The following is a 26,657-nucleotide window of genomic DNA, read 5'->3' on the forward strand; positions in this document are numbered from 1 at the left end:
CTCAAGGGACCTCTTTATTCTGTGGCCACTTTGTTTGCAAAATCAACATTTTGCGATTGGTAATACGCCTCTAGTAATCTTTCTTTATCACTCTCTTTAGGGCGGTTAACCACTTTAGCTTTCTCAACAACCAATCCTGCCGCAATTTTACCCGACGAATTGTATAGTGGAGCCATCACTTTGTACTGAATTTCGACTTCGTGCTTAAAGGGGGAATCCAACTCTTTGAGCATGTGATCAGCCACATTGGGAACAAATACTCCTGTTTCCTGTCCGCTGAACGCGCGAACAGCCTCGGCTCCAATTTGTTGGGTAATCCCCTCATCCCGATAAAACAGACTGTACCAAGGCCGACAGTACAGATCTTCTAGCGAATAACTACAAAGATCAAAAAAACTCATACTTCGAAAAATCTGTAGATTATCAAGCGTATAAATCTCCACCAAATCTTCATCAGCTATGTAAGAAAAAAGATCTGAGGGTGGCCGCAGGGAAAACCTCTTCAGGGCGTGCCAGGAGAGCTGAGTGGAGCTCATCACCGACTTGCCTTCACTGATCGCCTCACTGCAAATTTGAAAAAAATACCCATTTGACTAAGAATTTGATGCCGGAGATCTGCTGGCAAAGCCGAAAACCAAGGCAGTTGGGGACTCGTATAGGGTTGAATTCGAAGCTTATCGCCCCCGGCAATCTGACAAATTTCGGCCGCTCTCAACGCAAATTGTCGCTGGTCCTCAATTAATTGGGAGGAATCAGACAATGTCCTAATTGTTTCATACATGTTTCAACCTCTTTATGGTCAACAATTTCTATTTAACACCATTGCCACATCTATGCCATCCCTGGCTCCCCTGAAATTAGCTAAAATATGACGTATTGGCCACAATTTCGGCACTTTTCTTGAATAGATAGTTGAAAAGGCCCGCTGGGCCTGGGATTCTGTCAGGAGATGCAAACCATGTCTGAAAAGAAACAACTCTTAGGAGACTATCTAAGAGAAAAGCGTCTGGCCGCAGACCTCAGTCAAAAAGAGGTGGCAGAGCGCCTGGGTTATGGCTCAGCCCAGTTTGTTTCCAATTGGGAGCGAGGCCTGTCATCTCCACCCCTTGAAGCTCTCAAGACGATCACTGATTTGTTCAAAATCAATCCCCAAGAGCTCATTGACCTGATCCTGGATGCAACCAGAAACCAACTAGAAAACTCTCTCAAGGTGAAGGCCGCAAAATCCAGGCGAACCAGCCGACGCCGCCAAGCCTAGACCAAAACTCGACTCAAGTTATCTGCCCTCTGCCCGAAATAATAAACAGTTTCAATTTATAAACTGATTTAGTTCACTTTAAAGGTGGCCGTAGATGATCGATTTGAACTCACTAAGTTATTTGATTATGCCCGCCAAGTTTTCTGGCACCCCTCCATTTCTTAATCTTCACAATCGAATTTATGAATTTTGGCATCAAATGTTCACTGATGTTCTGAGATCTCGTGATCCCCAGGCCTCGGTAAACCCAGATCATTTTATTCGACAGAATCGAGTGGCAGCTATAATAAACAATAACGATATCGTGGCTCTTCACCTTTACACATTTTTTAATTTTAGCAGTGTAGCGGCCCGAGAAAACCCCTATTTTTCTGATTTTACAAAGAGCACCTGGGGCTACTTGGAAAAAGAAAATCTGAAGCATGTCATGACTATGGAGTATCTCAGCGTCAATCCCTCTTATCGAAAATCCAAAAGTGGATTTTCATTTGGTGAAATCATGGTGGGCCTCGGATTTAAGATTATGAAAGAAAGCCAGCAGGACTGCACACTGGGAATTGCTCGCCAAGATATGCATGTGGATAAAATGGGGCAAAACTTTGGTGGCACCCCCATTCAACCCGGCATTTGGCGATATGACTATGAGTGTTCGCTCATGCTCAGTCGCGCCGAAGACGCCCATGATCATCCCGATAAAAATACACAATCGCTGGTTAATCATCTCTGGAATCAAAGAATTGATTTTATCAACGATGCGAATACATCAAGTAAACCCCTTCCACTTGCCGCCTAAAGGAGAAAAACATGTCCAATTCCCTTAACAAACTGTACCGAGAATCTGTCGAACGCATTTGTAAAATTTCAAATGAGTTGCCTTGGAGCAACCGAGAATTCTATGGCCTGTGGCTGACTCAAACCTACCACTTTGTTCGACACTCAACTCGCCTCGTGACCTTAGCCAGCTCCCGCCTGCCTTTAGATCTCGAAGGTTTAAGAAGGCGGTTTGTGGAGCATGCAAAAGAAGAGTGGGGCCATGAGCGACTGGCCGCCAACGATTTGAAAAACCTCGACTTTGATTTAAATCATTTCCGTGAACTCGGTGTTACAGCAGGTTTCTATCAATCTCAGTACTATTGGATTGAACATGTAAATCCGGTGGCGTTTTTTGGTTACATTTTGTTACTGGAAGGATTGGCCATTGAGGCCGGACCAGACATCTATGAACAGGTATCTCGCGCCTTTTCGCCCAAATCCGGCGCATTTTTACGCCTTCATGCAGCAGAAGACGTGGACCACATTGAAAAGGCTCTTCAAGAGATCAGTCAACTCAACGATGACGAAATGCAACTGGTCATTCACAATTTTCGAAATGCCGTGGAAGGCTACGAGTTGATGTTAAAGGAAATTCAAAATGAAGTGAACATTGAGGCCGCGGGATCTGCGGCCTAGGATAGAAGCTTCATTGAGCCGGACACCCGCGAAAATTGGAATTCCAGCCTTGGTTTTCAATGAAGAGATGAGTGTGTGAAAATCCCCACCTAGACGAGAATACAGTTTAGAGCTTAGACTTATTAATGCAGCCATAATAGTATCAAAAGAATATCGGACCCAACTTGACCAAACGCAATTAAACAAATATTATTTATGTCAATGACACTTGAACCTGATATGTTTCCCATTTCCATAGACACATTTTTTGGTGGTCGTGTAGCCCACGTGGACCTGTATTTGTTGATCCGTGAGAAAAAATACATAAAAATCGTAAAAAAAGGTGACGACTACGACATTAAGCGCCTCCGCAACTACGAAAATAAAGAAGTTCAGTTTGTTTACATCAACACCTCTGACATTGGGGTGCATGTTAAAAATTGTGTGCAAATTGCCAGAACCCTGGTTCGAGGTCCGGTAATACCCACTCGAAACAAAGCATTTGTGGCCTGCCGAGCGGCAGAGGCCGTTCTTGATGAGATTTATGCCCTTGGGCTCACTGACGAAGCTTATAACCATGTTCAAGAGGTGTGCTCTGCGATTAAAGATCTCTCCCAAGAACTCACCAGTCTTAGTGACATTTATAGCGAATTGACCAATGTGAGCCGCAAGCAATATCGGCATTCTATTTTTACGAGTTTTTTATCGACGATTATGGGGCACGCTCTGCAATGGACGTCCATCCGATCACTAAATATATTGGCCATAGGTGGCCTTGTTCATGACATTGGGTTTGTGAAACTCTCCCCAGAAATTGCAGAGATTGAAACCTCTGATTTTACGCCTGAGCAGCTTGAAGAGTACAAATCTCACCCAGAAATTGGGTACAATTTAATACAACACGCCCAACCTCAGGCCCGCGAGATCGCTCTGATTGTGCGGGATCACCACGAGTCACCTGACGGCAACGGTTTTCCCAGAGGTCTTACTAATGGCGATATCTACCCAATGGCCCGGACAGTGAATTTTGCTGATCAAATCACCCATTTGATTCTTGATAAAAAATCTCCACTGGCCGATCGAAACATCCGTGAAGCTGTTAAATATTTAAAATATAAAGAGCGACAATTGTTCCCTGAATTATATTGGGAGAACTTGGAAAAGTGGTTTTCCAAACTAGACTCTTAGTCATGTAACGATTTGTAACATCCTAAAATTACATGTAAATTTCAAAACTGCTAGTCCCCGATCCGTTCTGCGTCTATGCTAGAAACATCAATCATCATGGATAAGGGGTGTCGTTATGGGAAAACGAATATACGTTGGAAATTTGCCATATTCTACTGATGGTGAAGAACTAAAAACTTTATTCAACGGAAAAGTGGGCGAAGTAAAATCAGCTCAAGTTATCGTGGATAAGGTGACTGGTCGAAGCAAAGGTTTTGGGTTTGTAGAGATGCAAGTGGCCGAGGATGCGGAAAAAGCTGTGGAAGCACTTAATGGAATCGACTTTAATGGTCGCTCGCTTAATGTGTCTTTTGCAAAACCCCATGTACCGCGACCAGCTAAAAATGGATTTGGTCGAATTCGATTTTAGGGAAGCCGTTTAGGGCAACCCGCCATCATTAGTGTGTACGCTACTGGTGGATTCATTTTTTCTTCAATAATTATGTCGATGGCTTCATCTTGAGTCATCCGACCTTCACGAACCGCCTCAAAAACCTCTTGCTCCAACTGAAGCCGAAGCTCTTTTATAGCCTTATGTTCTGGCCAAAGATTTTCATCTGAATTATTCCCGCCAATGGACAAAGGAATAAAATGATCGATGGTGAAGTTATGGCGACACTTCAAATTGACGTCGTAAGTTTGATAAATTTTTGTCTTTACCGACGTGCTGACATTTCGCCGGCAATAGGCAATTTTCTGAGAGTAACGAAGTCGTTCATAATCGGGGTCAGCTTTTGAACATATATCGCCGGGTGTAATTTCTGGGTTTGGTTTCAACGGAAAAGACCAACTTGAAGACAACAATATAAATTGAAACGCAATTGCGATCAGGCTAAGTTTCATTCTCCACCCCTTCAAACGAAACTGGTTACTCTGATGAATTGTATGATATAGACCTAAGTTGTAAATCAGTCTTTGGTCTGGTTTTCCGTTAGAAGCTGTTTAGAAAGGAAAAGGTGCGCCGTGACAATCACCAGATCAGCTGTTGAAGCCAATTTCGACGGATTAGTTGGCCCTACTCACAACTATGCTGGCCTCTCTCTTGGCAACGTGGCATCAGTGCACCATGCTAAATTGCGCTCTTTTCCGAAAGCGGCTGCCTTACAAGGTCTTACAAAGATGAAAGCCCTTTTCGACATGGGCTTGGTGCAAGGCGTTCTTGCCCCTCATGACCGACCAGATATACAGACACTCAAACAACTGGGCTTTTCAGGCACAGACAACCAGATCATAGAAATGGCCTTTAAAAAGGCCCCCGACATTCTTGCTGCTTGTTATTCGGCATCCAGTATGTGGACGGCCAATGCTGCGACAATTTCACCTAGCCCCGATACAACCGACGGTAAAGTTCACATTACTCCAGCTAATTTAAATAGCAAATTTCACCGTTCCATTGAGCCCAAAACCACACAGAGAATTTTAAAAGCCACCTTTGTTGATGAAAATCATTTTTCTCATCACGACCTACTTCCGGCGTGTTCTCATTTTGGCGACGAAGGAGCTGCCAATCATACAAGGCTTTGCACCGATTACTCACAATCGGGGTTAGAAATCTTTGTTTATGGCAGAAAGGCTTTTGATGAATCCGCAGCTGGACCTAAAAAGTTTCCTGCCCGACAAACTCTAGAGGCCTCGCAAGCAGTGGCCCGGCTGCACAATATTCGACCTCATCAGGTGGTGTTTGCTCAACAAAATCCTGAGGTCATCGACAAAGGGGTGTTCCATAACGACGTAATTTCGGTAGGAAACGAAAATGTTCTACTCTATCATGAAGAGGCCTTTCTCGACAGCATCCAGTTGGTCGACCAATTGAGTGCTTTTTTTAAGCAAAGCGCCTTCTACCCCATTCTTGTTCCATCAAATGAAGTGACCGTTGAAGATGCAGTTCAGTCGTATTTGTTCAATAGCCAAATCGTGTCTTTGTCTGAAGGCGAAATGGCCATCATCGCCCCAGAAGAATGTAAGAATAATGATCGTGTGTGGTCATTTCTGCAGAATGTGATTCAAGTGAATAACCCTATTAAATACGTAAAGATTTTTGATGTAAAAGAAAGCATGCAAAATGGTGGCGGGCCGGCTTGCCTAAGACTACGAGTAGCCATGAATGAAAACGAAATAGCTGGCGTCAATCAAAACACGCTCTTAAGCTCTTCGCTTTATGATCGACTGGTCAAGTGGGTCAATCACCATTATCGCGATCACTTGGACCCCAATGATTTATCAGACCCCCATCTCATGCTAGAATCAAGAGCTGCCCTCGACGAACTCACTCAAATTTTGAACCTCGGTTCTGTTTATCCCTTTCAACGGGTAAACACTCATTAAGGCGGCCATAAGTAAGGGCGCCTTAATAAAAGCGCTGGGCTCCTCGGTAAAAACAAAACACACCAAAAATTTGAATGGTATGATAAACATCGTTGTGGTTGAAATGTTGGTGCAAGCCCCACCCACTTTGCTGAATCCCCGCGGCGACAAAGCTGATAGTCACTCCCATGACCATCCAAGGGGCGGCCCGCAATCGACTTTGCCAAAACCCAATGCCAGAAAATAAAACCACCAAGACCATGGCCGATGCGTAATCCAAAATGGCAAGATAAAAAGCTCCCTCGGGCAGAGCCAGCATCACATAGGCAATCAACTTCACTGTGGAAACTATTAACAAAAGCGGCCACCATTTTTCAGGCAACACCGCTTGACCCGTTCCCGTCACAATCAGATAAGATACCAAGCCTATCGACAACATTGTTAATTGCCAAAAAAGATCGCCGCCACCGAGACCCACTGGGCGGACGGACGTGTCCAGGCCATGATGGAGCCCTCCAAACAGTGAGGCCATACCTAAAAATAAAAGCGCCAAAGCCCACTTTCGGCCAGGAATGACTCGGGCTGAACCTTTCAGCTGCCGCCAAAGACGCACGGCCAATACCCATGATACTCCAGTGATCATCCAGTTCGTTACTACAGTTACCGGTTCATTGATCGTCACAACCCTAACCTTTGTCTTATTATTGAATATTCCCCTTTAATTTATACCTATCTAAAGCGAAAATAAAGGTTCAATGAGTAACCATCTTTGTACCTGGCTTCTATTTGTGTTCGTACTGGGTTTAACTCCGATAGGTGTCGCCCAAGAGTCGTCTAGCGACGATGACGCCGCTGTGAGTGCAGAAGCGGCTCCCGAGTATACAGAGGCCAGCGAAGCCGACGCCGAATCAGATTCTCAGTCCACAGAGTCAGATGCAGAGTCAAAGTCAGGATCAGAACCGCAGTCAATTGCCGAACCTGAAGGCGATTCCCCCAGAGCTGAAAAACAGACTGCAGATCAGTCCTCGAACGAAAAAGAAATCCCCTCCGCTAACCCTCCGGCCCAAAAAAAATCGAAAGCGAAACCCCGACGACGAACCAAGGTGAAATGGTATCAGCCAGACTTTGTGGGATACAATGACGACACCAAACGGGTGGAGCTTGCGATCACAGGGAAAACCTATGCAAACTCAGTGATCAGTGTCGGCGGTGAAGAGATTGTGGTCATAGACAAACAAGAAAAATCCACTTCCGTGCCCGCAAAGTCTACTTTCGGTCATAAGCACCCTGTCAAAGCCAACAAAGAGGGTGAATTTGAAATTCGCCTGCGACTGCCTGAAGGCCTTGTGATGATACCGCTTAAAGCCTCACATCCCAGCGGCAAACTCATCCCCAGGGTGTACCAATTGCCCCTTCAAGTCTCAAAAGACCAAGTGGTTATCAAATCAAGCCGGGTTGCAAAACGTCCTGTTAAAAAAAATAAGTGGGAAGTTTGGGGCGGGCTTGGGTTTTACTATCTGAACTACAGCCAAGAAATCCCAGGGGCGGGTCAAAATGCGGGACTTAACTCTTTTGCCTTACCCGCCATTTATGCCAAAGGCGTTTACAACTTTGATCCGCAAAAAAACCTAAACCTCGAATACAAACTCACCCCTGGATCTGTGACCAAGGTTACTGGGCTCACCTTGGCCAAACCCTCTTTTGGTTGGACCATTATTGGAGTGGATTTTTCTCACAGACCCATTCGCCTTAAATCGCCATTTAACGACCCTGGATTTTTTGGATATCGTGTGGGGATTCAGCAACATTTTGTACCGTTTATCAGCCGAACAGGAGCTTCCGAAACTGAGGTGACTATTGAAAGTAACGGATTGACCATGTTTTCTTTGGGGTGGCACCTTGAATTTTTAAGAAAGAATCGTTGGTCCTATGAAGCTTTCATGCGCCTTCAGCACCCGCTTTCTGTGGGATCTGTTTTTGAAATGACTCCCAACTTCGGTTTCGACGGCTCACTGGGAGTGAACTATATTCTGAAAAATGGATGGGCCGCATCGGTTTCATGGTACGGACAATGGCATGATTATTCATTTCGCCATTTTGATAAAGTCAGCCAGGAATCCATTTCTGGCGCCCAAGTGTTATTCTTCTCCACACTTGAAGCTCGCGTAGGCTACACGTTCTAAGCAGGAACCAAGTTTTCTACAAATTGGGCTGCTGCGTTTTCCCAAGAAAACATTTGGGCATACTCGTGACATCGATTTCGAGATTTCGATAAGGCACCAGCCACTGCCACTCCTAGGTCTTCGTGCATACAGCCCACATCTTCATTTAAGATATCTATTGGACCGGTGACAGGAAAGGCCGCCACCGGAGTTCCACTCGCTAAGGCCTCTATCATGACAAGTCCAAAGGTATCTGTTCGGCTGGGGAAGACAAACACATCGGCCGAGGCATAATACTCAGCTAAGTCTTGGCCGAATTTTGGGCCCACAAAATGAACCTGTGGGTATTTAGCTCGGTATTCTGCAAGTTGAGGTCCATCACCCACCACATATTTAGTGCCTTGAACGTCTAATGACAGAAATGCTTCCAGATTTTTTTCAATGGCAACACGGCCTACATAGAGCAAAACCGGCGATTTTCCATCAAGATTTAATCGATGTTGAGGCCCAAACAGCGCAAGATCCACCCCTCGCCCCCACCTTCGCAATCGGGAAAACCCTCTGGCCGCCAAACTCTCTTCCATAGATTGGGTAGTCACCATGGTGCAACTGGATGGCCGATGAAATCTTCTGAGCACGCCATAGGTCCAGTCCTCGGGGATCTTGGTCCTTGCGTGAACATACTCAGGAAATTTTGTATGAAATGCTGTGGTGAAATCATAATCGTGGAATTTGCAAAAATACCGAGCAGCCCACCCTAACGGTCCCTCGGTTGCTATATGAATAGAATCCGGCTTTAGACGAAGCAAGGTTTTTGACACTCTTCGATAGGGTGTGAGTGACAAGCGGATCTCACTATAAGTGGGGCACGGCAAGGTTAATTTTTCATCCGGCGCTAAGATAAAAACTTGATGTCCTTGAGACTCCAAGTGTTCTCGCGTGGCATTTAGCGTTCGAACAACTCCGTTAACTTGCGGGTACCAGGCATCTGTAACTATGGCGATTCTCATAGATAGACCTTCCTTACTGTCTCCATTTGACTTGTCATTCATTGAGGTAATTTTTGATTTGGGTTTGAATTTGGTTTGTACCGTTAACTCTAGACTATGGTCGGCGTCTTAATTCTGCTAGTTATTCATTTGCATTAATTTGTTAGACTACAGTTCTGGAGAAACCGTGCGCCGATTTAAAGAACAAGAGCAAGTTGAAGAAACCATTGAGTTGTTATCACACCGGGCAAGATGTGAAGTTTTGGCTGAAGTCATCACCGACAAACGCAGCTACCCTATTTATGGTATTGTGATCGGCCCTAATGACCCCACAGTCCCCACGGTAGGATTATTCGGCGGCGTTCATGGACTAGAAAAAATTGGAAGCCATGTCATATTTAATTACCTGCGGGTTCTGGCCGAACAACTTCAGTGGGATGAAAATTTAGCTGACAGCTTCAATAAATGTCGTCTCGTCTCCATCCCCGTAGTTAATCCTGCCGGCATGTTTCTGAACCAAAGAGCTAACCCCAATGGCATTGATATTATGCGGAATGCACCCTCATCGGCAGAGGGTAAGACGACGCCCTTTGTGTCAGGGCATCGCCTTGGCCCTTGGCTATGGTGGTACCGTGGCCAATTAGGAAATGAAATGGAAGTGGAGACAAAAACTTTGGTGGACTTTGTCACACGCGAAATGTTTTCTGCCCCATTTAGCCTGGCACTTGATATTCACTCTGGATTTGGAATGGTGGATCGCCTTTGGTACCCCTACGGAAAAACCAGGGAAGACTTCCCTGATATAAACCTGGCCAAACACTTCATTAACTTTATGAACAAAAACATGCCCTATAATGTCTATCAAGTAGAGCCCCAATCCGCCTCATACCTAATCCATGGGGATGTTTGGGACTACCTCTATGACCTTCACCATCAAAACTACAAAGACAAGAACAATACCTTCTTACCGTGGACTTTGGAAATGGGCTCGTGGATCTGGATGAGAAAAAATCCTAAACAAATTTTTTCAGCCCACGGAATATTCAATCCCATTATTCCCCATCGCTATCGCCGGATTATGAGAAGGCATCGCCCCCTGATTGAATTTATTAGGCTTGCTACACTCAACTATCGCTCTTGGATTAGTAAAGCCGCCTGAACTATTCTCAAGCGTAAGAGTGATAAACCACAGTATCTTGTCCGAGCATGGTATCTAAGAGATCTAATAAAATACCCACACTCTCTAAAAGCTCTTCATTGTTGGCCGCCTCTTCGGGATTGAGCTCCACAAAATCTGCAGACACTAACCGCCCTGTCTGAGCAACAAATTCTCCAAGCTCATGCACGTGCTGTTTGTTTAGGCCACCGGGCACTCTTAATCCTGTCGCAGGAGCCAGCTCGGGATCAACTCCATCAATGTCAAAACTCAAATGCAGGGGAGAAATTCCCTCCGGGTCTATCTTCATCATGGCATCACTTAGCACCCGAGACATGCCTCGATCATTAACCTCTTCTGCCGTGTAAAGCGCGATGCCCAGGTCGCTAATAATCTTTTTCTCCCCAGCATCTAAATCGCGCACACCAATATAGGCGATCTTTTCTGGCCTAAGGCCTCCTGGGTGCCACTCGAAGCCCGGCAATTCGCCCGACTCGATAAGGCCCAATAGGAGTGCCACCGGCATTCCGTGCAAATTTCCGGTTGGCGAAGTGGATGGTGTGTTAATGTCACCATGGGCATCCACCCACAATACACTCAAGTCAGGATATTTTTTCAGCTGAGCCGCCACAGAGCTAAGGGCTATGCTGTGATCCCCACCCACGACCAAAGAAAAATCCTTATCGGCCGCCATGGCAAGGCACTCTTCGTACAGCGCGAAAAAAACATCGCCAACAGTGTCTCCACGCCCGCTTCGATTTGTGACGTTGCCAAAATCTTCCACTCGAAAACCATGGTCTAAAAGCTGTTGAGTGATATGGTTTTTTCTTAAACTATCTGGAGCCAAAGAGACCCCGCCCTTATCTTGGCCCAAATTGATTGCGGCCCCCAACAGGCCCGCTCTGTGATAGTGCAAACTCTCATTAGAATATTTTTGTGATACTTTTGTTCTGTGAACCAATGGCTGAAGCATCTGACCCCCTTACACAGTAGGACAAGGCACAAATAGTTCTGTTACTCTCTGATGGCTAGTTTCTGCCAGGTAGTGATCCTCAACTTCTGGAGTTGCAAGAAGCGGTTCAAGGACGTTCATTTCCACCAACACCCCTTTAGCCCCCGCAAGCGCCCAAAGGTGAGGCAAAAACCCCATCTCTCCATACCAATATATCAAATCTCGATTTCTTACAGAAAGAGATTGCCCGTTCACTTGCTTGTAATTCAAACAAATGGGAAGGGTGGCTCTTTGTGCATTAATTGCCGCATTATAAAGCGGGCGCCGAAAACGAAGCACACTGTCGCCATTTGTACTTGTAGCTTCAGGAAAAACCGCAATATTCATCCCACGCCGAAGACCTTCCGAAAGCTGCTCAACCTCATTGAGTAAATTTCTCTTGTTTCTTCGCTCGACATAAAGGCAACCACCAAGGTCCGTGAGCTGTCCCAGAAAAGGGGTTCGCTTAATCTCCATTGACGTGACAAAACCTGTGGGAACTTGCGATGAAATGACTAGTACATCTAAATAGGACAAGTGATTAGACACCATCAAAAAGTTTGACTTGCGAAAATCTCGATAGCCTTTCACCTCTGTTTGAACCCTAAGAATGCCTAAAATAATTTTTGACGAAATTGAGGTCAACCGATGGCGTATCTCTCGCCGCTTCCATTCGTCCCAACAGTAAAGATTCACCACGGCTGAGCGTACGCCAAAAAACAAAAGGACTGCAAATACTCCAAGAAGTCGAGCGGTTTGGTCAAGTGAGTTCAAAATCTGCTTCATGACCCTTGTTCCACATATTTTTTTGCATGTTTTTCGGACAGTTGACTCATATCAAGGATTGTTAAGACATCGCTGCAATTGAAGTCTTCATCCAGTGCTGGTTCTCCGTAAATCTTCGCCCCTGCATTAATATAGGAACGCAAAAGCGGTGGCGTAAGTTCTAACGCTCGCTCAGCTGAAACTATCGCCGAATTTCGGTTCTGAAATCGATAAATTCCTATGGGCCGAATGTGGTGTTCGTCAGAATAGGAATCGGGCTTAAACGAGTTTAATACAGCGTTGGCTTCGCCAAAATTGGTGGTGTACAAACTAGTACATCCAAACAAGTAATCAGCCCCAACTAGTTTTGCGTAACGACCCATCCCCTTCCAGACCAAGTGAATGGCGGCACCCGTGCGATGATCCGGGTGAATACAAGCTCGACCCAATTCTAATTTCACACCAGGCACACTGAAAAAAGAATCCAAATCAAATTCATTTTCAGAATAAAATTTATTTGAAAACAGCGAGCAAACCAATCGGTATGTACCTATGACTTCATTATCGTCTTTTTTGATCAACAATATATGATCGCCCAGCAAGTCATAGCGATCAAAGTCCACTCCGCCGATTCGATTAAGCCCTAATCCTTCTTCGATAAAAACCTGATGCCGAAGGCGAAGGACCTTGTGCAGCTCCTCCACCGTCTCAGCGGTTTTTACAAGGTATTGACCTAAATCAATCTGAAACCGAATTTTCGGCTGAAACTTGTTAATCTTAAGGTGAAGCAGTTTTATACGGAGATCGACAAATGCCCGCGAGCGCAACGGCGCTGTCGTGGCATGTGCCAATTTTTTTGCAAGATTCATAACTTGGCATCCTTATAGAACCTTACATCAACACGCTGCTGCTTGATCGCCTGAAGAATGGCTCCCGGGTGGCGTGGCGCATGCACCACTGTTTTCCATGAATCCACCTGAAGGGGATGATGTAAGTCACTGTTTGCTATAAATGGCATACGACTTTCAATTACCTCATCAAATAGGTGGGGTCCACTGGCCACTTCCCAGGCGTCAAACTCAGGTTGAAGCTCGTGTCGGTTGTGCCACAAATAATAGGTCTGTGGCTCAAAGCGACGAGTGGATACGGGATGTGCTGCTATGGCAATCCCCCCCTGCTCCCTAATCTGCCTTGTAATATCTACCACATCCTGATCGGGGTCAATGAACTCACTAATGCCCAGTCCCAAAAAATGCGCAGAATCCTTATGGGCAAAGGAGTTCTTGGTGAATTCGACACCAGGAATTAACACCATTTTATACTTCACCCAAGCCCGTTCGGCCTGCTCTTGAATCTCTTCGAGATAAAGTGGAAATGTCTGCTCTGACAGGGTTTTTTCCAAATAACTCGCCGCCTTGCCAAGCAACGTGCGCTCCTCGCACAAATGATCTGTGATCGCGATGGCACCAAATCCCCGGCTCCCATAAAAATCCACCAGCTCCGAAATCGACAGCCGGCCGTCACTGAATGAGGAGTGAATATGAAAGTCGCCAATAAGCATCAATCAATACGTTACGGCAAACCCGTTAGAATCTGGTAAGGAGTTGGCAAGGAGAAGGTCAGAAATGCTCGTGTAGCCGACCGATTTATCTAGTTTCCCTGTTCAAAGGCCGAGGTGAGCAACAAATGTCGATAAAAGCGGATCATATTTTTGTAGGCCTCTTTGCTGATTCGCTCATTGTGCCCATGAAAACGCCCATAGTCCGCTCGCTCTAGGGCCACAGGCATAAACCTATAAATGTCGTCGGCCACAGGTTGATAGTGGCGGGCATCTGTGGCTGCAATGAGCAGACTCGGCGCCGTCAATGTGCCTGAGAAAATCTGCGAGACCGATGCCTGGATATGACGAAATCCCTCGCTGTCAGCGCTTGAAATGGGCGAGGGCTCTACGGCCTTCTCTCGCACCGAAACCGTAACTCGCTCATCGCTGATGGTTTCCCGAACACGGCTGGCCACACTTTCAATGGTTTCACCAGGTAGGATTCGAAGATTCAATACCGCAGTGACCGTGTCAGGGATAACATTGGGAGCTACACCTCCGTTCACCATGGTTGGGGCCATTGTGGTTTGAATCAACGCATTTGTACTTGGATCACTTTTTAAAATTCGCTTAACAAGCGGTGAAAATAACCACATGTTTGCAAAGGCCATCTTCGCCGTAAAATCGGCTTCAGATGCCAAGTATCGTGTCATATCTAAAATGGGTGCGGTGATTCGCCTTGAAAATGATCCGTCATTAAGGCGAAGATGCGCCTCACTGAGCACAAGTATGGCATTTTCCGCTCCAGGCATAGAGCTGTGCCCCGGTTTTCCCAAAGCCTTTAATTCAAGTTCCACGTAGCCTTTTTCAGCGACACCCACAAGTGCCACCGGCTTCGGTACACTGGCCATGAGGTGGCTAAATATAAACAGTCCCTCGTCGAGAACCCAGTCGAAGTGAATTCCCTGGGTTTGAAACTCTTCAGCTATTTTTGCGGCTCCATCTGATCCGCCCGACTCTTCATCGTGACCATAGGCGAGATATATACTTCGCCGGGGACGTCGCCCCTCTTTCAACAAAAGACGAATGGCCTCCAGTTGCGCAAGTAGCGTGCTTCGGTCATCAAGTGTGCCACGCCCCCAAATAAATCCATCAGCATCAGCTCCTGAAAAAGGCGGATGCTCCCACTTCTTCGCATCGCCCACCGGAACCACATCTTGATGAGCTAGCAAAAGGACGGGGCGCTCCTCAGTTGAGGTGCCCGACCATTTCATAACTAAACTTTGTTCGTTCACAAGATGATGGTCGAGATGAGAAAAAACATCGGCGTACTCCCGTTTTATTTCTGCACGAAATCGATCAAGATCATGGCCTGACTTTATGGCCTCTGAAAGACGATGAAAAATTGTGACATCATCCAAGGCAGGTTGCGGTGACTCGGTACCCCTCACTTGCAAACTAGGCACGGTGAAAGTTCTAAATAAAACGATGACCACGAGGGCCGAAATCGCGATGGCTAAATTTCGAAAAAGTTTTTTCATAAGCTCTCCACTCATGGTGTTCTAACTTGAAGTCAATGCGAAGAAACCTTACTCTAACGAGCGAGAATGACCTAGCCAAGTTGTCAATATGAGTTTAAGTCAAATTAAGAGAATCATATACTATCTATTTCTAACTTCCCTGTTTCTTGGGTCATTTTCGGCTCTTTCTGAAGGGAGAAATAATATCGAAACCTTGATTCGGGAGCAGAATTTGCCTATTCCTGAATTTGATGTTTCAAGTGAATACCTCAAATCCGAATAAATTGCGTGAGTTTGAACGTTATCTGGGGGCCGTAGAGTCTACCCTGAACGACCTTCCTGAGCCAGATGCCGATCCTTTGACGGTGATACGATATAAGGCTTCGCAGTTTTCAGACGTACTGGTCGACGATACCATTTTGGATATAGCCGGTGAAGACATTGGCGTAAAAGTCCGATGGAAATTGAATGAACTGGATCGATATATTGGACAGTCTGCTCGGTTTATCTGCCTACTTGGAGTGCTTCGAGGAGAACATGTCTATATCTTTAAAGGAGAGCTGTCCGGAAGCATTGTGCCCGCGCGCGGGAAGTCCTTTGGTTTTCTCCCCTACTTTCTACCAAACGGAGTGAAGCAGACCCTGGCAGAAAATTTACCTGACGAACTCAACCCGCGGTACTTTGCTGTAAAGGCACTTCTTGAAAATCGCCCCTGGCGAGTCTGTGCTCCACTGCCGCTGTGGTCAGGACCCTTTCAACAAAAACTGAAGTCGTGAACAATGCATCTCGCTGCAGCCCGGTCCCATCTGTCACAATCCAAGACTGTAAAATAGTGGCCCCCTGCGAAAAAAATCGAAATTGCAGACCGGCTTAGATGCTTAGTCCCATCTTCCCCCAAAATGGCTCGTTTGGCCGGCTCTTAACCCAAATATTCGCCCTCAAGGGGCTGATATTGTGCTTGCGCCCCACTTTTTTGGACGGCTAATTCCGCATCCGGAAAAGGCCGCCCCCCTTGCCGCAGTTCAGTACCAAAACAACGTTGAAACTGATCGGCCCTTTCTTGACTCTATGCCTCATTTTTAGTAGCTCTGCCAGGAATTCAACCCCCTTTAATCGAGGCTAATAATCCATGAAAATAACCCGTCGAATCGCTCTGTCGCTGCTGGCACTTGTCGCCTTGTCCACGGCTGGATGTAAGCAACCTGAAGTGGGCTCTAAAAATCGTCCGTTCACGATGTATTTCATCCCCTCCATTGACGCTCAAACATTGGCCACTACAACTGAGGGACTGGTTAAGCATGTGCAAAAATCTGTGTCGCAAAAACTTTATGGGAGTGACGAAGGTTTCTACGTAAAAAGCTCCATTCCAACTAGCTATATTGCCGTAGTTGAAGCTTTCGGAACTGGCAGAGCGGATTTTGCCGCCTTTAATACATTCAGCTACATATTGGCAAAAGACATTAAAAAATACCCATTGGAAGCCATCTTAACCGTTGTACATGGAAATGGCGAAACCACTTACAAAGGTCAAATCATTGCCCGCGCAGACAGTGGAATCAACACATTGGAAGATCTAAAAGGCAAAAAATTTGCCTTCACTGACCCGGCCTCTACCTCCGGCTACATATTGCCCTCGCAGCTGTTAAAAAAACAGGGCATTGAGCTTGGAGATACTGTGTTTGCGCAAAAACACGACAACGTGGTGACCATGGTTTATCAAAAACAAGTGGATGCCGGCGCCACTTATTATTCGGCACCGAAAATGTTTGAAGAAAATGGCAAAAAAGAACTGAAAATCCAAGATGCTCGCAACCGTGTTCTTACCCAGTTCCCCGATGTGGAAGACGTAGTTAAGATTGTGGGTTTTACTCAAGAAATCCCCAACGAACCCTGGGTGATTCGACAAAAAATGTATGAAGATCCCGCTCGAGACAAACAGGTTCGTGAAGCCGTACAGAGCGCCTTACTTGATTTCATTAAAACGCCCGAGGGCAAAAAAATCATGACTGAAACGTACAATGTGTATGGCTTGGTTCCCGTATCGGATGCTAACTATGATGAAATCCGAAAAATCATCACTTCTTCTGAACTCAATCTTGAAGATGTAATCACGAAAAAGTAGTAAAAATGCCTATTCTAGAAGTTAGAAATCTAAATAAAGTTTATGATAATGGTGTGCACGCCCTTAAAGATGTTTCCTTCACTGTTGAAGAAGGTGAATTTCTTGGCGTGATTGGTTTGAGTGGATCTGGAAAATCGACACTACTTAGGTGCATCAATCGACTGATTGAACCCACCAGTGGTGAAATCATTATTAATGGCCAGGACATCACAAAGCTCAACTATTCTCAACTGCGGCAAGCGCGCACCCAAGTGGGAATGATCTTTCAGAGCTTCAACCTCATCCGCAGAAAATCGGTTCTTGTAAACACGCTCTCCGGAAAACTGGGTCGAAAAGGTCTGTGGTCCAGCATTATGGGTTATTGGTCAGAGGATGAACGAAAACAGGCCCTTGAGTTTTTAAAAGTGGTTGGGCTGCAGCAAAAAGCCAACAATCGCGCTGACGAACTCAGCGGTGGCCAACAGCAACGCGTGGCTATTGCCAGAGCGTTAATGCAGGACCCTAAAATACTATTAGCTGATGAGCCCGTGGCCAGTCTTGACCCGGCAACATCTCACACAGTGATGGATCACTTAGAAGCTGCCAACAAACAGTTTGGCAAAACCATTCTCTGTAACTTGCACTTTTTAAGCCTTGTTCGCCAATACACACCTCGTGTGATTGCATTAAAAGGCGGCGAAGTTGTCTACCGGGGCACTTCTAAAGAAATTGATGAAGCTTGGTTTACAAAAATTTACGGTGATGACGCAAAAGAGGTTTTAATTAAATGAGTACTGCTGACGACACGATGACAAAACCCAATAGTTATTATGAAACCATTGTTGCCGGAGAGCGCAAGCGGGCTTTCCGGCGCGCGTGGTTGATTAACTTTTTCTTGGTGCTGTATTTTATTTTTGCCATCACTTATGTGATCACACTGCACGTGGAAAGCCTGGACCACCTCTTAAAACAACCGATGGCCATGGCATTGTATTTTCTGGCCGCCAATGTACTTAGTTATCTCTGGGCTCGATCTTCTCGTTCAATTGGCGGATTGATCGTCCATCGGACCAACCCCATCCTTAAAAATTTACCTGCCGAACCCGGCTCGGCCGGCTGGTATAAGTCCGTTTCTGGTGGCTTTGCCTTTGCCCTTCTCATATTAACTGTTTATTTGGGCGTGAGCCTGATTGATATTAACCTCTACACCTTATTTGATAAGCAGGGTTTGCAAGGCGCACAGCGAATTTTTAGCGCCCTTATGAACCCGAATTTATCCATTATCGATGTGGTGCTTGCCGCGATGGTTGAGACTATCTTTATCGCCCTGATGGCTACCGCACTGGCCATACCCATTGCATTTTTACTGAGCTTTTTTATGGCTCGCAACTTAATGAAGTACAGTCGCACTGCCGTTGGTGTTTATACTTTCTTGCGATTTCTTGCTAACTTTGCACGATCGGTGGAACCACTGATTTGGGCCATTATATTTTCGGTGTGGGTGGGTATCGGGCCGTTTGCCGGCATGCTTGCCCTAATGATTCACTCCATTGCCGCGCTGACAAAGCTGTACTCGGAACAGATTGAAAACATCGACCGCGGACCCATTGAAGCCATTGAGGCCACGGGCGCAAATCGCATTCAAGTAGTTTGGTATGCGGTGGTCCCACAAATAGTTCTCCCCTACCTTTCTTTTACTATTTATCGCTGGGACATTAATATTCGCATGGCCACCATTATCGGTCTTGTTGGTGGCGGCGGCATCGGCACTCTACTCATGCAATACCAGGGGATTGCGAAGTGGAACGAAGTGGGAACCATAGTTATCACTATTGCGGCTGTGGTTTGGGTAATGGATTATCTCAGTGCCCGAATTCGTGAAGCCATTTACTAGCTAAATCTAAGAAATTGCGGCTACATGTTGTTAATTATGTAGCCCAACACAATCACCTGGGGCACTGTCACTAACGGCAAAAACAAAGCAATCTTCCAGGATTTTGTTGCATCTTTAATGACCATAATTTCAGTGTAATCTGTCGCCACTCCGGTCATTAAGAACACAAAGGCATTTCCTGGAGCTCCAGCCGTTCGCAATATTTCGGCTGCAATGGGGGCCGTTCCCTCCGAGCAAACCTCAATTATCGTGGCAGCTACCAAAGTTAATGCCAAACCCATCAGCGATGGTCCAAAATAAGTTTGCATATCATCTGTGGTTAAAAAGGCTCGCATCGCACTGGCAATCACCACGCCCAAAAACACCCACCGCAAAACAATTCTCGAATCGGCAATTCCGTGGACCACGAGATTTTTAAAAAAAGCCAAATCAAACTTTACCCGAGACAGTCCTCTTTTTGCTTCAGGAAAAAACCGAAAGCCTTCAGGCAAATCAAATCGGTTCGGGTTTTTGGCAAGAATGCCTTTTTTCGACATACTCTCAAATATGAGACCCGTAATGATTGCTACCACTCCCGACAGTACAATAAATACAAGGGTCCACTTTAAACCAATTAACGCCACTAAAATAATAGTCAAAGATAGCGAGTTCCAGGGGCTTGCAATAAGAAATGCCATCAACTGACCAAGACTAGCTCCCCGCTCATAAAGCTTCATCCCCACGATCAATATCCCGTGAGAGCACAAGTCCAACAGCATTCCGGCCAGAGTGGCGCGAAGTATTCCCTTTAAACCATTTCCGTCTCCGAGTATGGCCATAACAAATTCTCGTGGGACCTGACTCAGAACTCCAACAAAGGCGATGGATGCCACTAGACCCCACCACATGTGATGCATCAGCTCTGATCCCGTTTGCACAAAAGAACTTAAATAAGGAACACCCTCAATGCTAGGCCAGAAAAACCACTTCAAAAACACTGAAATAGCAACCACTGCCCCCGTCGACCAAAACAAATAGTCCAGACGCTTTTTGGGGTGGCAACTCTCAACATTCTCGGCAGATTTGGGTTCATCACAACAGCTTGACAAAGGACCTCCTCGTACTACGATTCTTAAGAAGTATATGGGCGCCTTCATTACGTCAACTACAAGCAAATGTCGGCCTCCATCAGGATGAGATACAAGTCAAAACGGATTTTTTAGGGGTGGGGATAATGAAAACTTCAAGTTTTATAAATTCAACAGTGTTAGTTTTTCTATTGTTATTATCAAAGTTAGCATTGGCTGAGACCCTTTTAACACTTCCCAGCCCTTTTGAGGACGGCAAGACCTACCCCCTTTTGGTCGTGTTACATGGCTGCAATCAGACGGCTGATGAATTTCGTAGTGTGACAGAGTTTGATCAATTGGCGCAATCACACGGATTTATAGTGATGTACCCAGAACAAAAGCTCATCCGAAATATTAAAAGATGCTGGAACTGGTTTTTACCGCAAAACCAATCGGCCGACGGCATTGAGACAAAAGAGATTATGGCCACCATCCAAGCCGTGAAAGAAAACTACCCCATCGACTCTGAAAATGTTTTTGTAGCTGGCCTATCCGCCGGCGGATCAATGGCTGGGCTACTCGCCAAGTGCTACCCAGGAGAATTTAGGGCGGCAGCCATTCATTCGAGCCCCTCACCATTGCGAGCTCGGGGCGCCATGGAAGCCTTGAAGCTCATGAAAGACGGCCCCGCCGAATTTCCTCGCTATGAAAAAATCTGCCAACACGGCACGCCTCTTCCTATCATGGTTATTCATGGAACCGCTGACGACCGAGTGGCGCCCAGCAATGCTCCATCTGTTCTTGAGGATCTCGGCACAGGCGATACCCGCTCCCGCTTAGTTATGGTTGGGGGCTTGGGCCACGAATGGTCTGGAGGAGCTCCAGGACATAAGTATTCTGCCCCCAATGGACCGAAAGCCAATGAGCTGATATGGCGCTTTTTTAGCCGGCAAATGAATCGATAATTATGGTTTAACTCTGCACAGAGCCTCTCCATAATGCGGCGTTTAGAGGGGCAAAAATATCCCTGGCCATCATGCAAGGCATCCCCTAGGATGACCCCTTTATACGTTGCTGGGAGCACGAAATAGTTGACATTAAAGCGCTGGGTTTTTTTGTCAAATTCATTGCGGAACGACGAAGGACTGGCCAAAAGCTAATTCAAGGAGTGACAAATTGAGTTTGATAAAAAAGATCAAGCTATAATGTTAACTATTTCGCGCTCCCAGTAGTAACACCGTAACAAAAGGGCAGGCAATGAAAGCAACAAAAGGCATGGTAGTGACAATGGACTACACTCTGACAAATGATCAGGGCGAGGTGCTTGACTCATCAAAAGGACGTGAACCACTTCCCTACTTGCATGGCCACCGAAATATTATCACTGGTCTTGAAAAAGTAATCGAAGGTAAAGCTAAGGGCGATCAACTCAATGTGAAAGTGGCACCGGCTGAAGGCTATGGTGAGCGAGACGAATCATTAGTGCAGGTTGTTCCTAAAAGCGAATTTGAAGGCGCTGGTGAGCTCGAAGTCGGTATGCAGTTTCAAACTCATACACAAGACGGGCTTCAGATTTTTCAAATCGTGAAGATTGCTGGCGAAGATGTCACCGTCGATGGCAATCATCCGCTGGCTGGTGAAAGTCTCCACTTTGAAGTGACGATCACCGATGTTCGCGAAGCCACACCTGAAGAGTTGTCACACGGCCATGTCCACGGACCTGGTGGCCACCACCATTAATTGGAATTTTACTTAAATCGACTTGCCAGTACGTTAGAGTGAGCGGCAATCAGCCGCTCATAGGATTGGTGTCCATCGGCAATCAACAAAACATCTATCCCTACCGCTTCGGCCACATGCCAGTCGTGGTCCGTATCACCGATCAAAATGGTTTTTTCACGGGGCACAGTTGATCCCGCCACCAGTTCTCGACCTCGCTCGACTTTGCTATGAGCGTAGTGATCCGACAATCCATAAATATTGTGAAAATGATGATGTAGTGAAAAGTGTCTCGTTAACTCGTCAAGATGCCACTGAGCCGCTGCTGAAAGAATAGATTGTTGTTTATTCTCAGCAATAGATTTGAGTATGGCCTCAATTCCTAAAAAGGGCTGAGCATGATCTTTTGAACGCTGATGATAGCGATCCATAAATCGATCGCTCAGTTCCTCAAAACTGATTTCAGAAAAATCAAACCCTAATACCTCGTAGCTATCTTTAACGGGAAAGCCAAAAAGATCCCGATATTGTGTCAGATCAATGCTTGGCAGACCGTGCTCTTCTAATAGCTCTCCCACCACTTCAACCGCGATATGAGCATCGTTCAAAAGAGTGCCATTCCAATCCCAAATGATATGTTCATAAGGTTCTACATGTTCTAAAATTTGCTTTGACGATTCGTCAATCCCCACGAGATTCATAGTGAAGGTCATAGTACAATCCTAGCGCCAGGACAACCCCTACGTTTTTGCCCATTGAACCCTAATTCTGCAGGGAAATCTCAATTTGAGACGGCCACAAACCCTATATTGGCCGTTAAGACCTGGACTTGACGAAACCCAATGCCATTAAGGACAATAAGAGTAACGAGGAGGTGGAGCTTTCAATAAGCCACACTCTGGCGCCCTCATCTTGAATTCTGGATATGAGCCTGTTCAAATTGTGAGTTGGCAACGGGCTATAATCCTATGGCTTCAGGGTAAAGTTGAAGTGCTTGAGTTTCATGCTGAATCTGTTCAAAGTCCGAGTCACTCATTTCAACTGCCCAGTGTTTTGCGCCTTAAACAGTATATTCGCCCCTACATCACTTTAGGGGTCCGCTTTTCCCGGCAAAATGTCTTTGTTCGGGATGAATTCACTTGTCAATATTGTCGAATCCGAATGAACGAAAAGAAGCTCACACTCGATCACGTTATACCACTGTCAAAAGGTGGCGCCCACTGCTGGGAAAACGTGGTGGCCGCATGCTCCCCTTGCAATAACAAAAAAGGCGATAAAACTCCCCAACAAGCGGGCTTTCACTTAATGAAAAAACCCAACAGGCCCAACTATCTGCCAACAAGGGATATCACCCACCACCGCAGACAAGCCATACCCGATGCCTGGCTTATCTACTTACCGCAGGTGGCCTCTTAGTCCTCTAAAAGACTTCGCAACATCCAAGCCGTTTTCTCATGGAGTTGAATTCTCTGAGTCAAAAGATCCGCCGTAGCCTCATCATTGCCTTCTTCAGCCATTGGAAACACGCTTCGGGCTGTGCGAATCACTGATTCTTGGGCTGTCACCAAATTAGCAATCATATCTCGGGCCGAAGGGGTGCCGGTTTCTTCTTTGATTGTTGTCAATTTGCTGAATTCCGCATAAGAGCCCGGAGCCTTCTCACCTAGCGCGCGAATTCGCTCGGCGATATCATCCACAGCGATGGCCAGCTCGTTGTATTGGGTCTCAAACATTGTATGTAGCGCCTGAAACATTGGGCCGGTTACATTCCAATGATAATTGTGTGTTTTTAAATAGAGCGTGTAGCTATCGGCAAGAAGTTTTGACAATCCCTTTGCGATTTCTGCCCGCTTTGCTTCTGGTATTCCAATATTGATACTCATCGTAACCTTCTTTCCTTTTCACAAGGGCCCATAACCTAAACCGACTTCTGATCGGCAAAGAAATGGGCCGATTCCCGTTTTATGCCACATTCTTGATACCACCTTCACCACCCACAGCAAAGACTTTCCCATTAAGAATTGACCTAAATTTTTGTTATTTTCACCAGGATTGTCATATTGATAAGTGAATTGATCTTGAATCAGATGGTATGTGATCTGACCAACGCGGTTTTTTTTGAAAAGACACGTCTAATACAAGAGGTGATGGGTTCATGGCTTTTCGCTACATGGGGCCACCAGGAGTTCAATGCCCAAGCTATCAAGAACTTTAAAAAGACTATCGAGTCACACGATGGATTTGGCCGTTTCTATCCGCGACAGAGTCTCGGTGGCGACCCCGCAAAGTGAGGACGCATCGTCAATTCGCAACCCCGATTGAGTGCGCCTGGCGCGAACATATTGCCCCAATAAATTCGACGTGAGTGGTCCAGGTGTTGTGGGCCGCGGATACACCTTAAAAGGGCGAGCCATGTCAAACTCCATTGTTACCAATACAAGATTGATAATATCACAATGAATTCATTAAGTCAGTTATTTCTAATAAACAAGAAACAACTTTCAATTGGACCAGCCAGAATAGAAAAAACCCCCTATGTTAGAAATAATAAACTGACAAAATTTAATTGTCGGATGGCAGAGGGTTGCTATAAGAGGCTGGCAACCTCTTCAATCGGTCATATATGTTTAGTGGTTTACACTTTGAGGAACGAAGAACATGGCAAAGAAAAAAACCGCATCATCAGCGCACGGCAGGCCACAAAAAAAGAGCGAGAAGTATATGAAAGACAGTGAGCTTGAGTTAGATGATATCCCTGAACTAACCAGTGAAGAATTAAGTTCTACTCGACGGTTTGGGCGACAGAAAGGACATGCCCTATCAAACCCTTATCCATGAATTACTAGAGGAGGCTGTTTGATCAAGATTCTGCGGAATTGATTTCCGCAGCTTTCCGAAAAATTCCGTACATCACCGCATCGAAGGCCTCAAGCTCCTGGAGAGATAAAGCATGACACTTGGAATATATGTGAAAAGCTTAATTCAGTTTTTCAACAGAAACACCCCCAATAAATAAATATTGATGAGATGGCCCAACTTTAAAGATCTTCTTACCGGTCACAAGTCCTGCAGAAAAGGCAAGAAGCCCAGTGCTCCCCAAATAGTTTTTGAACAGCACCTTGGAGCAAACCTTCTGTCTCTTCATAGAGATATCCATAGTCGCCGTTATGCCACAAGACCAGCCCAATGTTTTGTCGTGGCTCGACCCAAGCCGCGAGAGATTTTTGCGGCTGATTACCGTGATAGAATTATCCATCATCTTATAATTTCAAAATTAGAGCCCTTGTGGGAGAAACAATTTTCTTCATCCAGTTTTGCCTGCCGTAAAGGCCTCGGCCCCCACCATGCCCTTAGAATGGCGCAACAGCGGGTCTCAATCATATCTCAAGGTGGCGCCAAAAGGTGCTGGGCCCTGCAGCTGGATATAAAAACCTTTTTCTCGACCATTCATCGTCCGACTCTGACTTCGCTTTTGAAATGCAATGCCCTACCCGAACAAAGTGTGATTAATTTCCTTATTGATAAGACCGTGGGCGCAGACAGCCGAAAAAATGCCATCATGGTTAACAGACACATACATCGAAAGGTTATTAGGCCGGAAAAATCTTGGTTCAACCAACCTCCAGACAAAGGCATTCCCATTGGTAATTTAACAAGTCAGTTTGGCGCCAATGTTTATTTAGATGGCCTAGATAAATTTATTGAGCATAAGTTGAAGCCCGCTGGTTACATACGATATGTGGACGACCTATTACTTTTGGACGCCTGCCCCCAACGTCTTGGTAGCATGATTCCATTGATTTCGGAATGGCTCTTTAATCACCGCCACCAAACCCTCCAAACGAATAAGACAAAACTAACCGAACTGACTGCGGGCATTTTCTTTTTAGGGTACCGGCTAAGATGTGACAAATATGATGCAAAAAACCCACTGCAGGTTTTTCATAAATCAAATAAAAAGTGGGAACTCATAAAGGCCATTAAGGGCTTAGAAAACACACGTCTGCATCCGCCCCTGAGAAATCATTGGCTCGGCCCAATCGATTATTCCGCTCAACGTCGTCAAATCCAGCCCATAAACGCTCGTTTGGGCACAATGGCCCATAGCCGCACGTACACTTATAGAAAACAAGCCCTCAATCACTTGAAACACAGCCTCACTGATGGTCACGACCAGCCTCAGGAGGTCTTTCAAACTTGGGAGCCTCTCATCGTAAGTGATGATTATTTATCTATTAAGCTACGATAAAAAACAATGCCCTGGCCTAAATCAAGGCCAGGGCATTTGAGATACCCGCTTCCACGCCTAGCGACCAACACACCGAACCGCCCTTGTGTTGTTGCGGTTGTTGTTGTTGACGTTGCCATTTGATCCGTTGAAGTTCCAGGCGTTGTTTCGATTAAACGAAACCACCGAGGCGGACCAATTCAGCAAAAAATGCACCCTGTTCTATGCCCCCCAAGAAGATAGGCCTCCTTAGGTTCGTCACTTCACGCCATACCCGTCTGGTATGGCCGGGCTCCCGTGGTAGCTAAATGTTATCTTCAAAAATC

The 26,657-nt window shown here is 45.8% G+C and carries 32 protein-coding genes; 19 read left to right on the forward strand and 13 right to left on the reverse strand.

Features of this window, described 5'->3' with window-relative positions:
* Positions 1 to 14 precede the first annotated feature (14 nt).
* A complete protein-coding gene (locus tag H6626_10185; GenBank protein ID USN46581.1) occupies positions 15 to 539 on the reverse strand; it encodes a hypothetical protein in 525 nt (174 codons plus the stop codon).
* Between the two features lie 419 nt (positions 540 to 958).
* Here H6626_10185 and H6626_10190 point away from each other — a divergent pair, with 419 nt between their 5' ends.
* The 5 genes from H6626_10190 to H6626_10210 all read left to right on the forward strand — a co-directional run bounded on the left by H6626_10190 (position 959) and on the right by H6626_10210 (position 4,283).
* On the forward strand, positions 959 to 1,258 hold the full coding sequence (locus H6626_10190) for a helix-turn-helix transcriptional regulator (protein USN46582.1): 300 nt from the start codon (positions 959 to 961) through the stop codon (positions 1,256 to 1,258).
* 94 nt (positions 1,259 to 1,352) lie between these two features.
* Positions 1,353 to 2,051 carry a hypothetical protein gene (locus H6626_10195; GenBank protein ID USN46583.1) on the forward strand — a complete coding sequence of 233 codons (699 nt, stop codon included), beginning with the start codon at positions 1,353 to 1,355 and terminating at the stop codon, positions 2,049 to 2,051.
* Positions 2,052 to 2,062: 11 nt separating this feature from the next.
* Positions 2,063 to 2,707 (forward strand): iron-containing redox enzyme family protein, encoded by a 645-nt coding sequence (locus tag H6626_10200; protein ID USN46584.1) that lies wholly within the window; start codon positions 2,063 to 2,065, stop codon positions 2,705 to 2,707.
* 195 nt (positions 2,708 to 2,902) lie between these two features.
* Complete coding sequence (locus H6626_10205; protein USN46585.1) at positions 2,903 to 3,874, forward strand: HD domain-containing protein; 972 nt, start codon at positions 2,903 to 2,905, stop codon at positions 3,872 to 3,874.
* Between the two features lie 115 nt (positions 3,875 to 3,989).
* Positions 3,990 to 4,283: an RNA-binding protein gene (locus H6626_10210; protein USN46586.1), complete on the forward strand. Its 294-nt coding sequence runs from the start codon at positions 3,990 to 3,992 to the stop codon at positions 4,281 to 4,283.
* Here H6626_10210 and H6626_10215 read toward each other — a convergent pair.
* Positions 4,280 to 4,756 (reverse strand): HNH endonuclease, encoded by a 477-nt coding sequence (locus H6626_10215; protein ID USN46587.1) that lies wholly within the window; start codon positions 4,754 to 4,756, stop codon positions 4,280 to 4,282. The genes H6626_10210 and H6626_10215 overlap by 4 nt on opposite strands.
* Before the next feature lie 126 nt (positions 4,757 to 4,882).
* Here H6626_10215 and astB point away from each other — a divergent pair, with 126 nt between their 5' ends.
* Positions 4,883 to 6,238, forward strand: coding sequence for an N-succinylarginine dihydrolase (astB, locus tag H6626_10220; protein ID USN48999.1), 1,356 nt, complete (start codon positions 4,883 to 4,885; stop codon positions 6,236 to 6,238).
* Between the two features lie 22 nt (positions 6,239 to 6,260).
* Here astB and H6626_10225 read toward each other — a convergent pair whose 3' ends face one another.
* Entirely contained in the window at positions 6,261 to 6,899 is a 639-nt protein-coding gene (locus tag H6626_10225) for a hypothetical protein (GenBank protein ID USN46588.1), read from the reverse strand.
* A gap of 73 nt (positions 6,900 to 6,972) precedes the next feature.
* Between H6626_10225 and H6626_10230 the strand changes: the two genes are divergently transcribed.
* Entirely contained in the window at positions 6,973 to 8,400 is a 1,428-nt protein-coding gene (locus H6626_10230; GenBank protein ID USN46589.1) for a hypothetical protein, read from the forward strand.
* Here H6626_10230 and H6626_10235 read toward each other — a convergent pair.
* A complete protein-coding gene (locus H6626_10235; GenBank protein ID USN49000.1) occupies positions 8,397 to 9,389 on the reverse strand; it encodes a glycosyltransferase family 1 protein in 993 nt (330 codons plus the stop codon). The genes H6626_10230 and H6626_10235 overlap by 4 nt on opposite strands.
* 166 nt (positions 9,390 to 9,555) lie before the next feature.
* On the opposite strand from H6626_10235, the gene H6626_10240 reads away from it, so the two are divergent.
* Positions 9,556 to 10,527 carry a zinc carboxypeptidase gene (locus H6626_10240; protein ID USN46590.1) on the forward strand — a complete coding sequence of 324 codons (972 nt, stop codon included), beginning with the start codon at positions 9,556 to 9,558 and terminating at the stop codon, positions 10,525 to 10,527.
* Between the two features lie 7 nt (positions 10,528 to 10,534).
* On the opposite strand, the gene rocF is transcribed toward H6626_10240, so the two are convergent.
* The 5 genes from rocF to H6626_10265 form a co-directional block, all read right to left on the reverse strand.
* Positions 10,535 to 11,497, reverse strand: a complete 963-nt coding sequence (gene rocF / locus H6626_10245) for an arginase (GenBank protein ID USN46591.1) — start codon at positions 11,495 to 11,497, stop codon at positions 10,535 to 10,537.
* Between the two features lie 9 nt (positions 11,498 to 11,506).
* A complete protein-coding gene (locus H6626_10250) occupies positions 11,507 to 12,301 on the reverse strand; it encodes a 1-acyl-sn-glycerol-3-phosphate acyltransferase (GenBank protein ID USN46592.1) in 795 nt (264 codons plus the stop codon).
* Positions 12,298 to 13,149 (reverse strand): GNAT family N-acetyltransferase, encoded by an 852-nt coding sequence (locus tag H6626_10255; GenBank protein USN46593.1) that lies wholly within the window; start codon positions 13,147 to 13,149, stop codon positions 12,298 to 12,300. The genes H6626_10250 and H6626_10255 overlap by 4 nt, the downstream gene beginning before the upstream one ends.
* Complete coding sequence (locus H6626_10260) at positions 13,146 to 13,841, reverse strand: phosphotransferase (protein ID USN46594.1); 696 nt, start codon at positions 13,839 to 13,841, stop codon at positions 13,146 to 13,148. Before H6626_10260 ends, H6626_10255 begins: the two co-directional genes overlap by 4 nt.
* Before the next feature lie 89 nt (positions 13,842 to 13,930).
* On the reverse strand, positions 13,931 to 15,361 hold the full coding sequence (locus H6626_10265; GenBank protein USN46595.1) for a M20/M25/M40 family metallo-hydrolase: 1,431 nt from the start codon (positions 15,359 to 15,361) through the stop codon (positions 13,931 to 13,933).
* Positions 15,362 to 15,449: 88 nt separating this feature from the next.
* On the opposite strand from H6626_10265, the gene H6626_10270 reads away from it, so the two are divergent.
* The 5 genes from H6626_10270 to phnE all read left to right on the forward strand — a co-directional run bounded on the left by H6626_10270 (position 15,450) and on the right by phnE (position 19,335).
* Positions 15,450 to 15,623, forward strand: coding sequence for a hypothetical protein (locus H6626_10270; protein ID USN46596.1), 174 nt, complete (start codon positions 15,450 to 15,452; stop codon positions 15,621 to 15,623).
* Positions 15,601 to 16,116, forward strand: coding sequence for a hypothetical protein (locus H6626_10275; GenBank protein USN46597.1), 516 nt, complete (start codon positions 15,601 to 15,603; stop codon positions 16,114 to 16,116). Before H6626_10270 ends, H6626_10275 begins: the two co-directional genes overlap by 23 nt.
* 353 nt (positions 16,117 to 16,469) lie before the next feature.
* A complete protein-coding gene (locus H6626_10280; GenBank protein USN46598.1) occupies positions 16,470 to 17,462 on the forward strand; it encodes a phosphate/phosphite/phosphonate ABC transporter substrate-binding protein in 993 nt (330 codons plus the stop codon).
* Between the two features lie 5 nt (positions 17,463 to 17,467).
* A complete protein-coding gene (phnC, locus tag H6626_10285) occupies positions 17,468 to 18,232 on the forward strand; it encodes a phosphonate ABC transporter ATP-binding protein (GenBank protein USN46599.1) in 765 nt (254 codons plus the stop codon).
* Between the two features lie 185 nt (positions 18,233 to 18,417).
* Positions 18,418 to 19,335 (forward strand): phosphonate ABC transporter, permease protein PhnE, encoded by a 918-nt coding sequence (gene phnE, locus H6626_10290; GenBank protein ID USN49001.1) that lies wholly within the window; start codon positions 18,418 to 18,420, stop codon positions 19,333 to 19,335.
* A 20-nt stretch (positions 19,336 to 19,355) separates the two neighbouring features.
* Here the strand turns inward: phnE and H6626_10295 are convergent, their stop codons facing one another.
* Positions 19,356 to 20,471 (reverse strand): permease, encoded by a 1,116-nt coding sequence (locus H6626_10295; GenBank protein ID USN49002.1) that lies wholly within the window; start codon positions 20,469 to 20,471, stop codon positions 19,356 to 19,358.
* 77 nt (positions 20,472 to 20,548) lie between these two features.
* On the opposite strand from H6626_10295, the gene H6626_10300 reads away from it, so the two are divergent.
* Both H6626_10300 and H6626_10305 read left to right on the forward strand, forming a co-directional pair.
* Positions 20,549 to 21,349, forward strand: a complete 801-nt coding sequence (locus H6626_10300) for a PHB depolymerase family esterase (GenBank protein ID USN46600.1) — start codon at positions 20,549 to 20,551, stop codon at positions 21,347 to 21,349.
* A gap of 292 nt (positions 21,350 to 21,641) precedes the next feature.
* Positions 21,642 to 22,124 (forward strand): peptidylprolyl isomerase, encoded by a 483-nt coding sequence (locus tag H6626_10305; protein USN46601.1) that lies wholly within the window; start codon positions 21,642 to 21,644, stop codon positions 22,122 to 22,124.
* Positions 22,125 to 22,132: 8 nt separating this feature from the next.
* Here H6626_10305 and H6626_10310 read toward each other — a convergent pair whose 3' ends face one another.
* On the reverse strand, positions 22,133 to 22,816 hold the full coding sequence (locus H6626_10310; GenBank protein ID USN46602.1) for an HAD family hydrolase: 684 nt from the start codon (positions 22,814 to 22,816) through the stop codon (positions 22,133 to 22,135).
* Between the two features lie 199 nt (positions 22,817 to 23,015).
* Here H6626_10310 and H6626_10315 point away from each other — a divergent pair, with 199 nt between their 5' ends.
* Complete coding sequence (locus H6626_10315) at positions 23,016 to 23,519, forward strand: HNH endonuclease (protein ID USN46603.1); 504 nt, start codon at positions 23,016 to 23,018, stop codon at positions 23,517 to 23,519.
* On the opposite strand, the gene H6626_10320 is transcribed toward H6626_10315, so the two are convergent.
* Together H6626_10320 and H6626_10325 are read right to left on the reverse strand one after the other, a co-directional pair.
* Positions 23,516 to 23,986: a DNA starvation/stationary phase protection protein gene (locus H6626_10320; GenBank protein USN46604.1), complete on the reverse strand. Its 471-nt coding sequence runs from the start codon at positions 23,984 to 23,986 to the stop codon at positions 23,516 to 23,518. The two genes, H6626_10315 and H6626_10320, sit on opposite strands and share 4 nt — an antisense overlap.
* A 345-nt stretch (positions 23,987 to 24,331) precedes the next feature.
* Entirely contained in the window at positions 24,332 to 24,517 is a 186-nt protein-coding gene (locus H6626_10325; protein ID USN46605.1) for a helix-turn-helix domain-containing protein, read from the reverse strand.
* 42 nt (positions 24,518 to 24,559) lie between these two features.
* Between H6626_10325 and H6626_10330 the strand changes: the two genes are divergently transcribed.
* The 3 genes from H6626_10330 to H6626_10340 all read left to right on the forward strand — a co-directional run bounded on the left by H6626_10330 (position 24,560) and on the right by H6626_10340 (position 26,352).
* Positions 24,560 to 24,838, forward strand: a complete 279-nt coding sequence (locus H6626_10330) for a BrnT family toxin (GenBank protein ID USN46606.1) — start codon at positions 24,560 to 24,562, stop codon at positions 24,836 to 24,838.
* A complete protein-coding gene (locus H6626_10335; GenBank protein USN49063.1) occupies positions 24,762 to 24,941 on the forward strand; it encodes a hypothetical protein in 180 nt (59 codons plus the stop codon). The genes H6626_10330 and H6626_10335 overlap by 77 nt, the downstream gene beginning before the upstream one ends.
* 184 nt (positions 24,942 to 25,125) lie before the next feature.
* Positions 25,126 to 26,352 (forward strand): group II intron reverse transcriptase domain-containing protein, encoded by a 1,227-nt coding sequence (locus tag H6626_10340; GenBank protein ID USN46607.1) that lies wholly within the window; start codon positions 25,126 to 25,128, stop codon positions 26,350 to 26,352.
* The last annotated feature ends 305 nt before the right edge of the window (positions 26,353 to 26,657 follow it).

It is taken from the genome of Pseudobdellovibrionaceae bacterium, from assembly GCA_023898385.1.
Lineage (GTDB): Bacteria > Bdellovibrionota > Bdellovibrionia > Bdellovibrionales > UBA1609.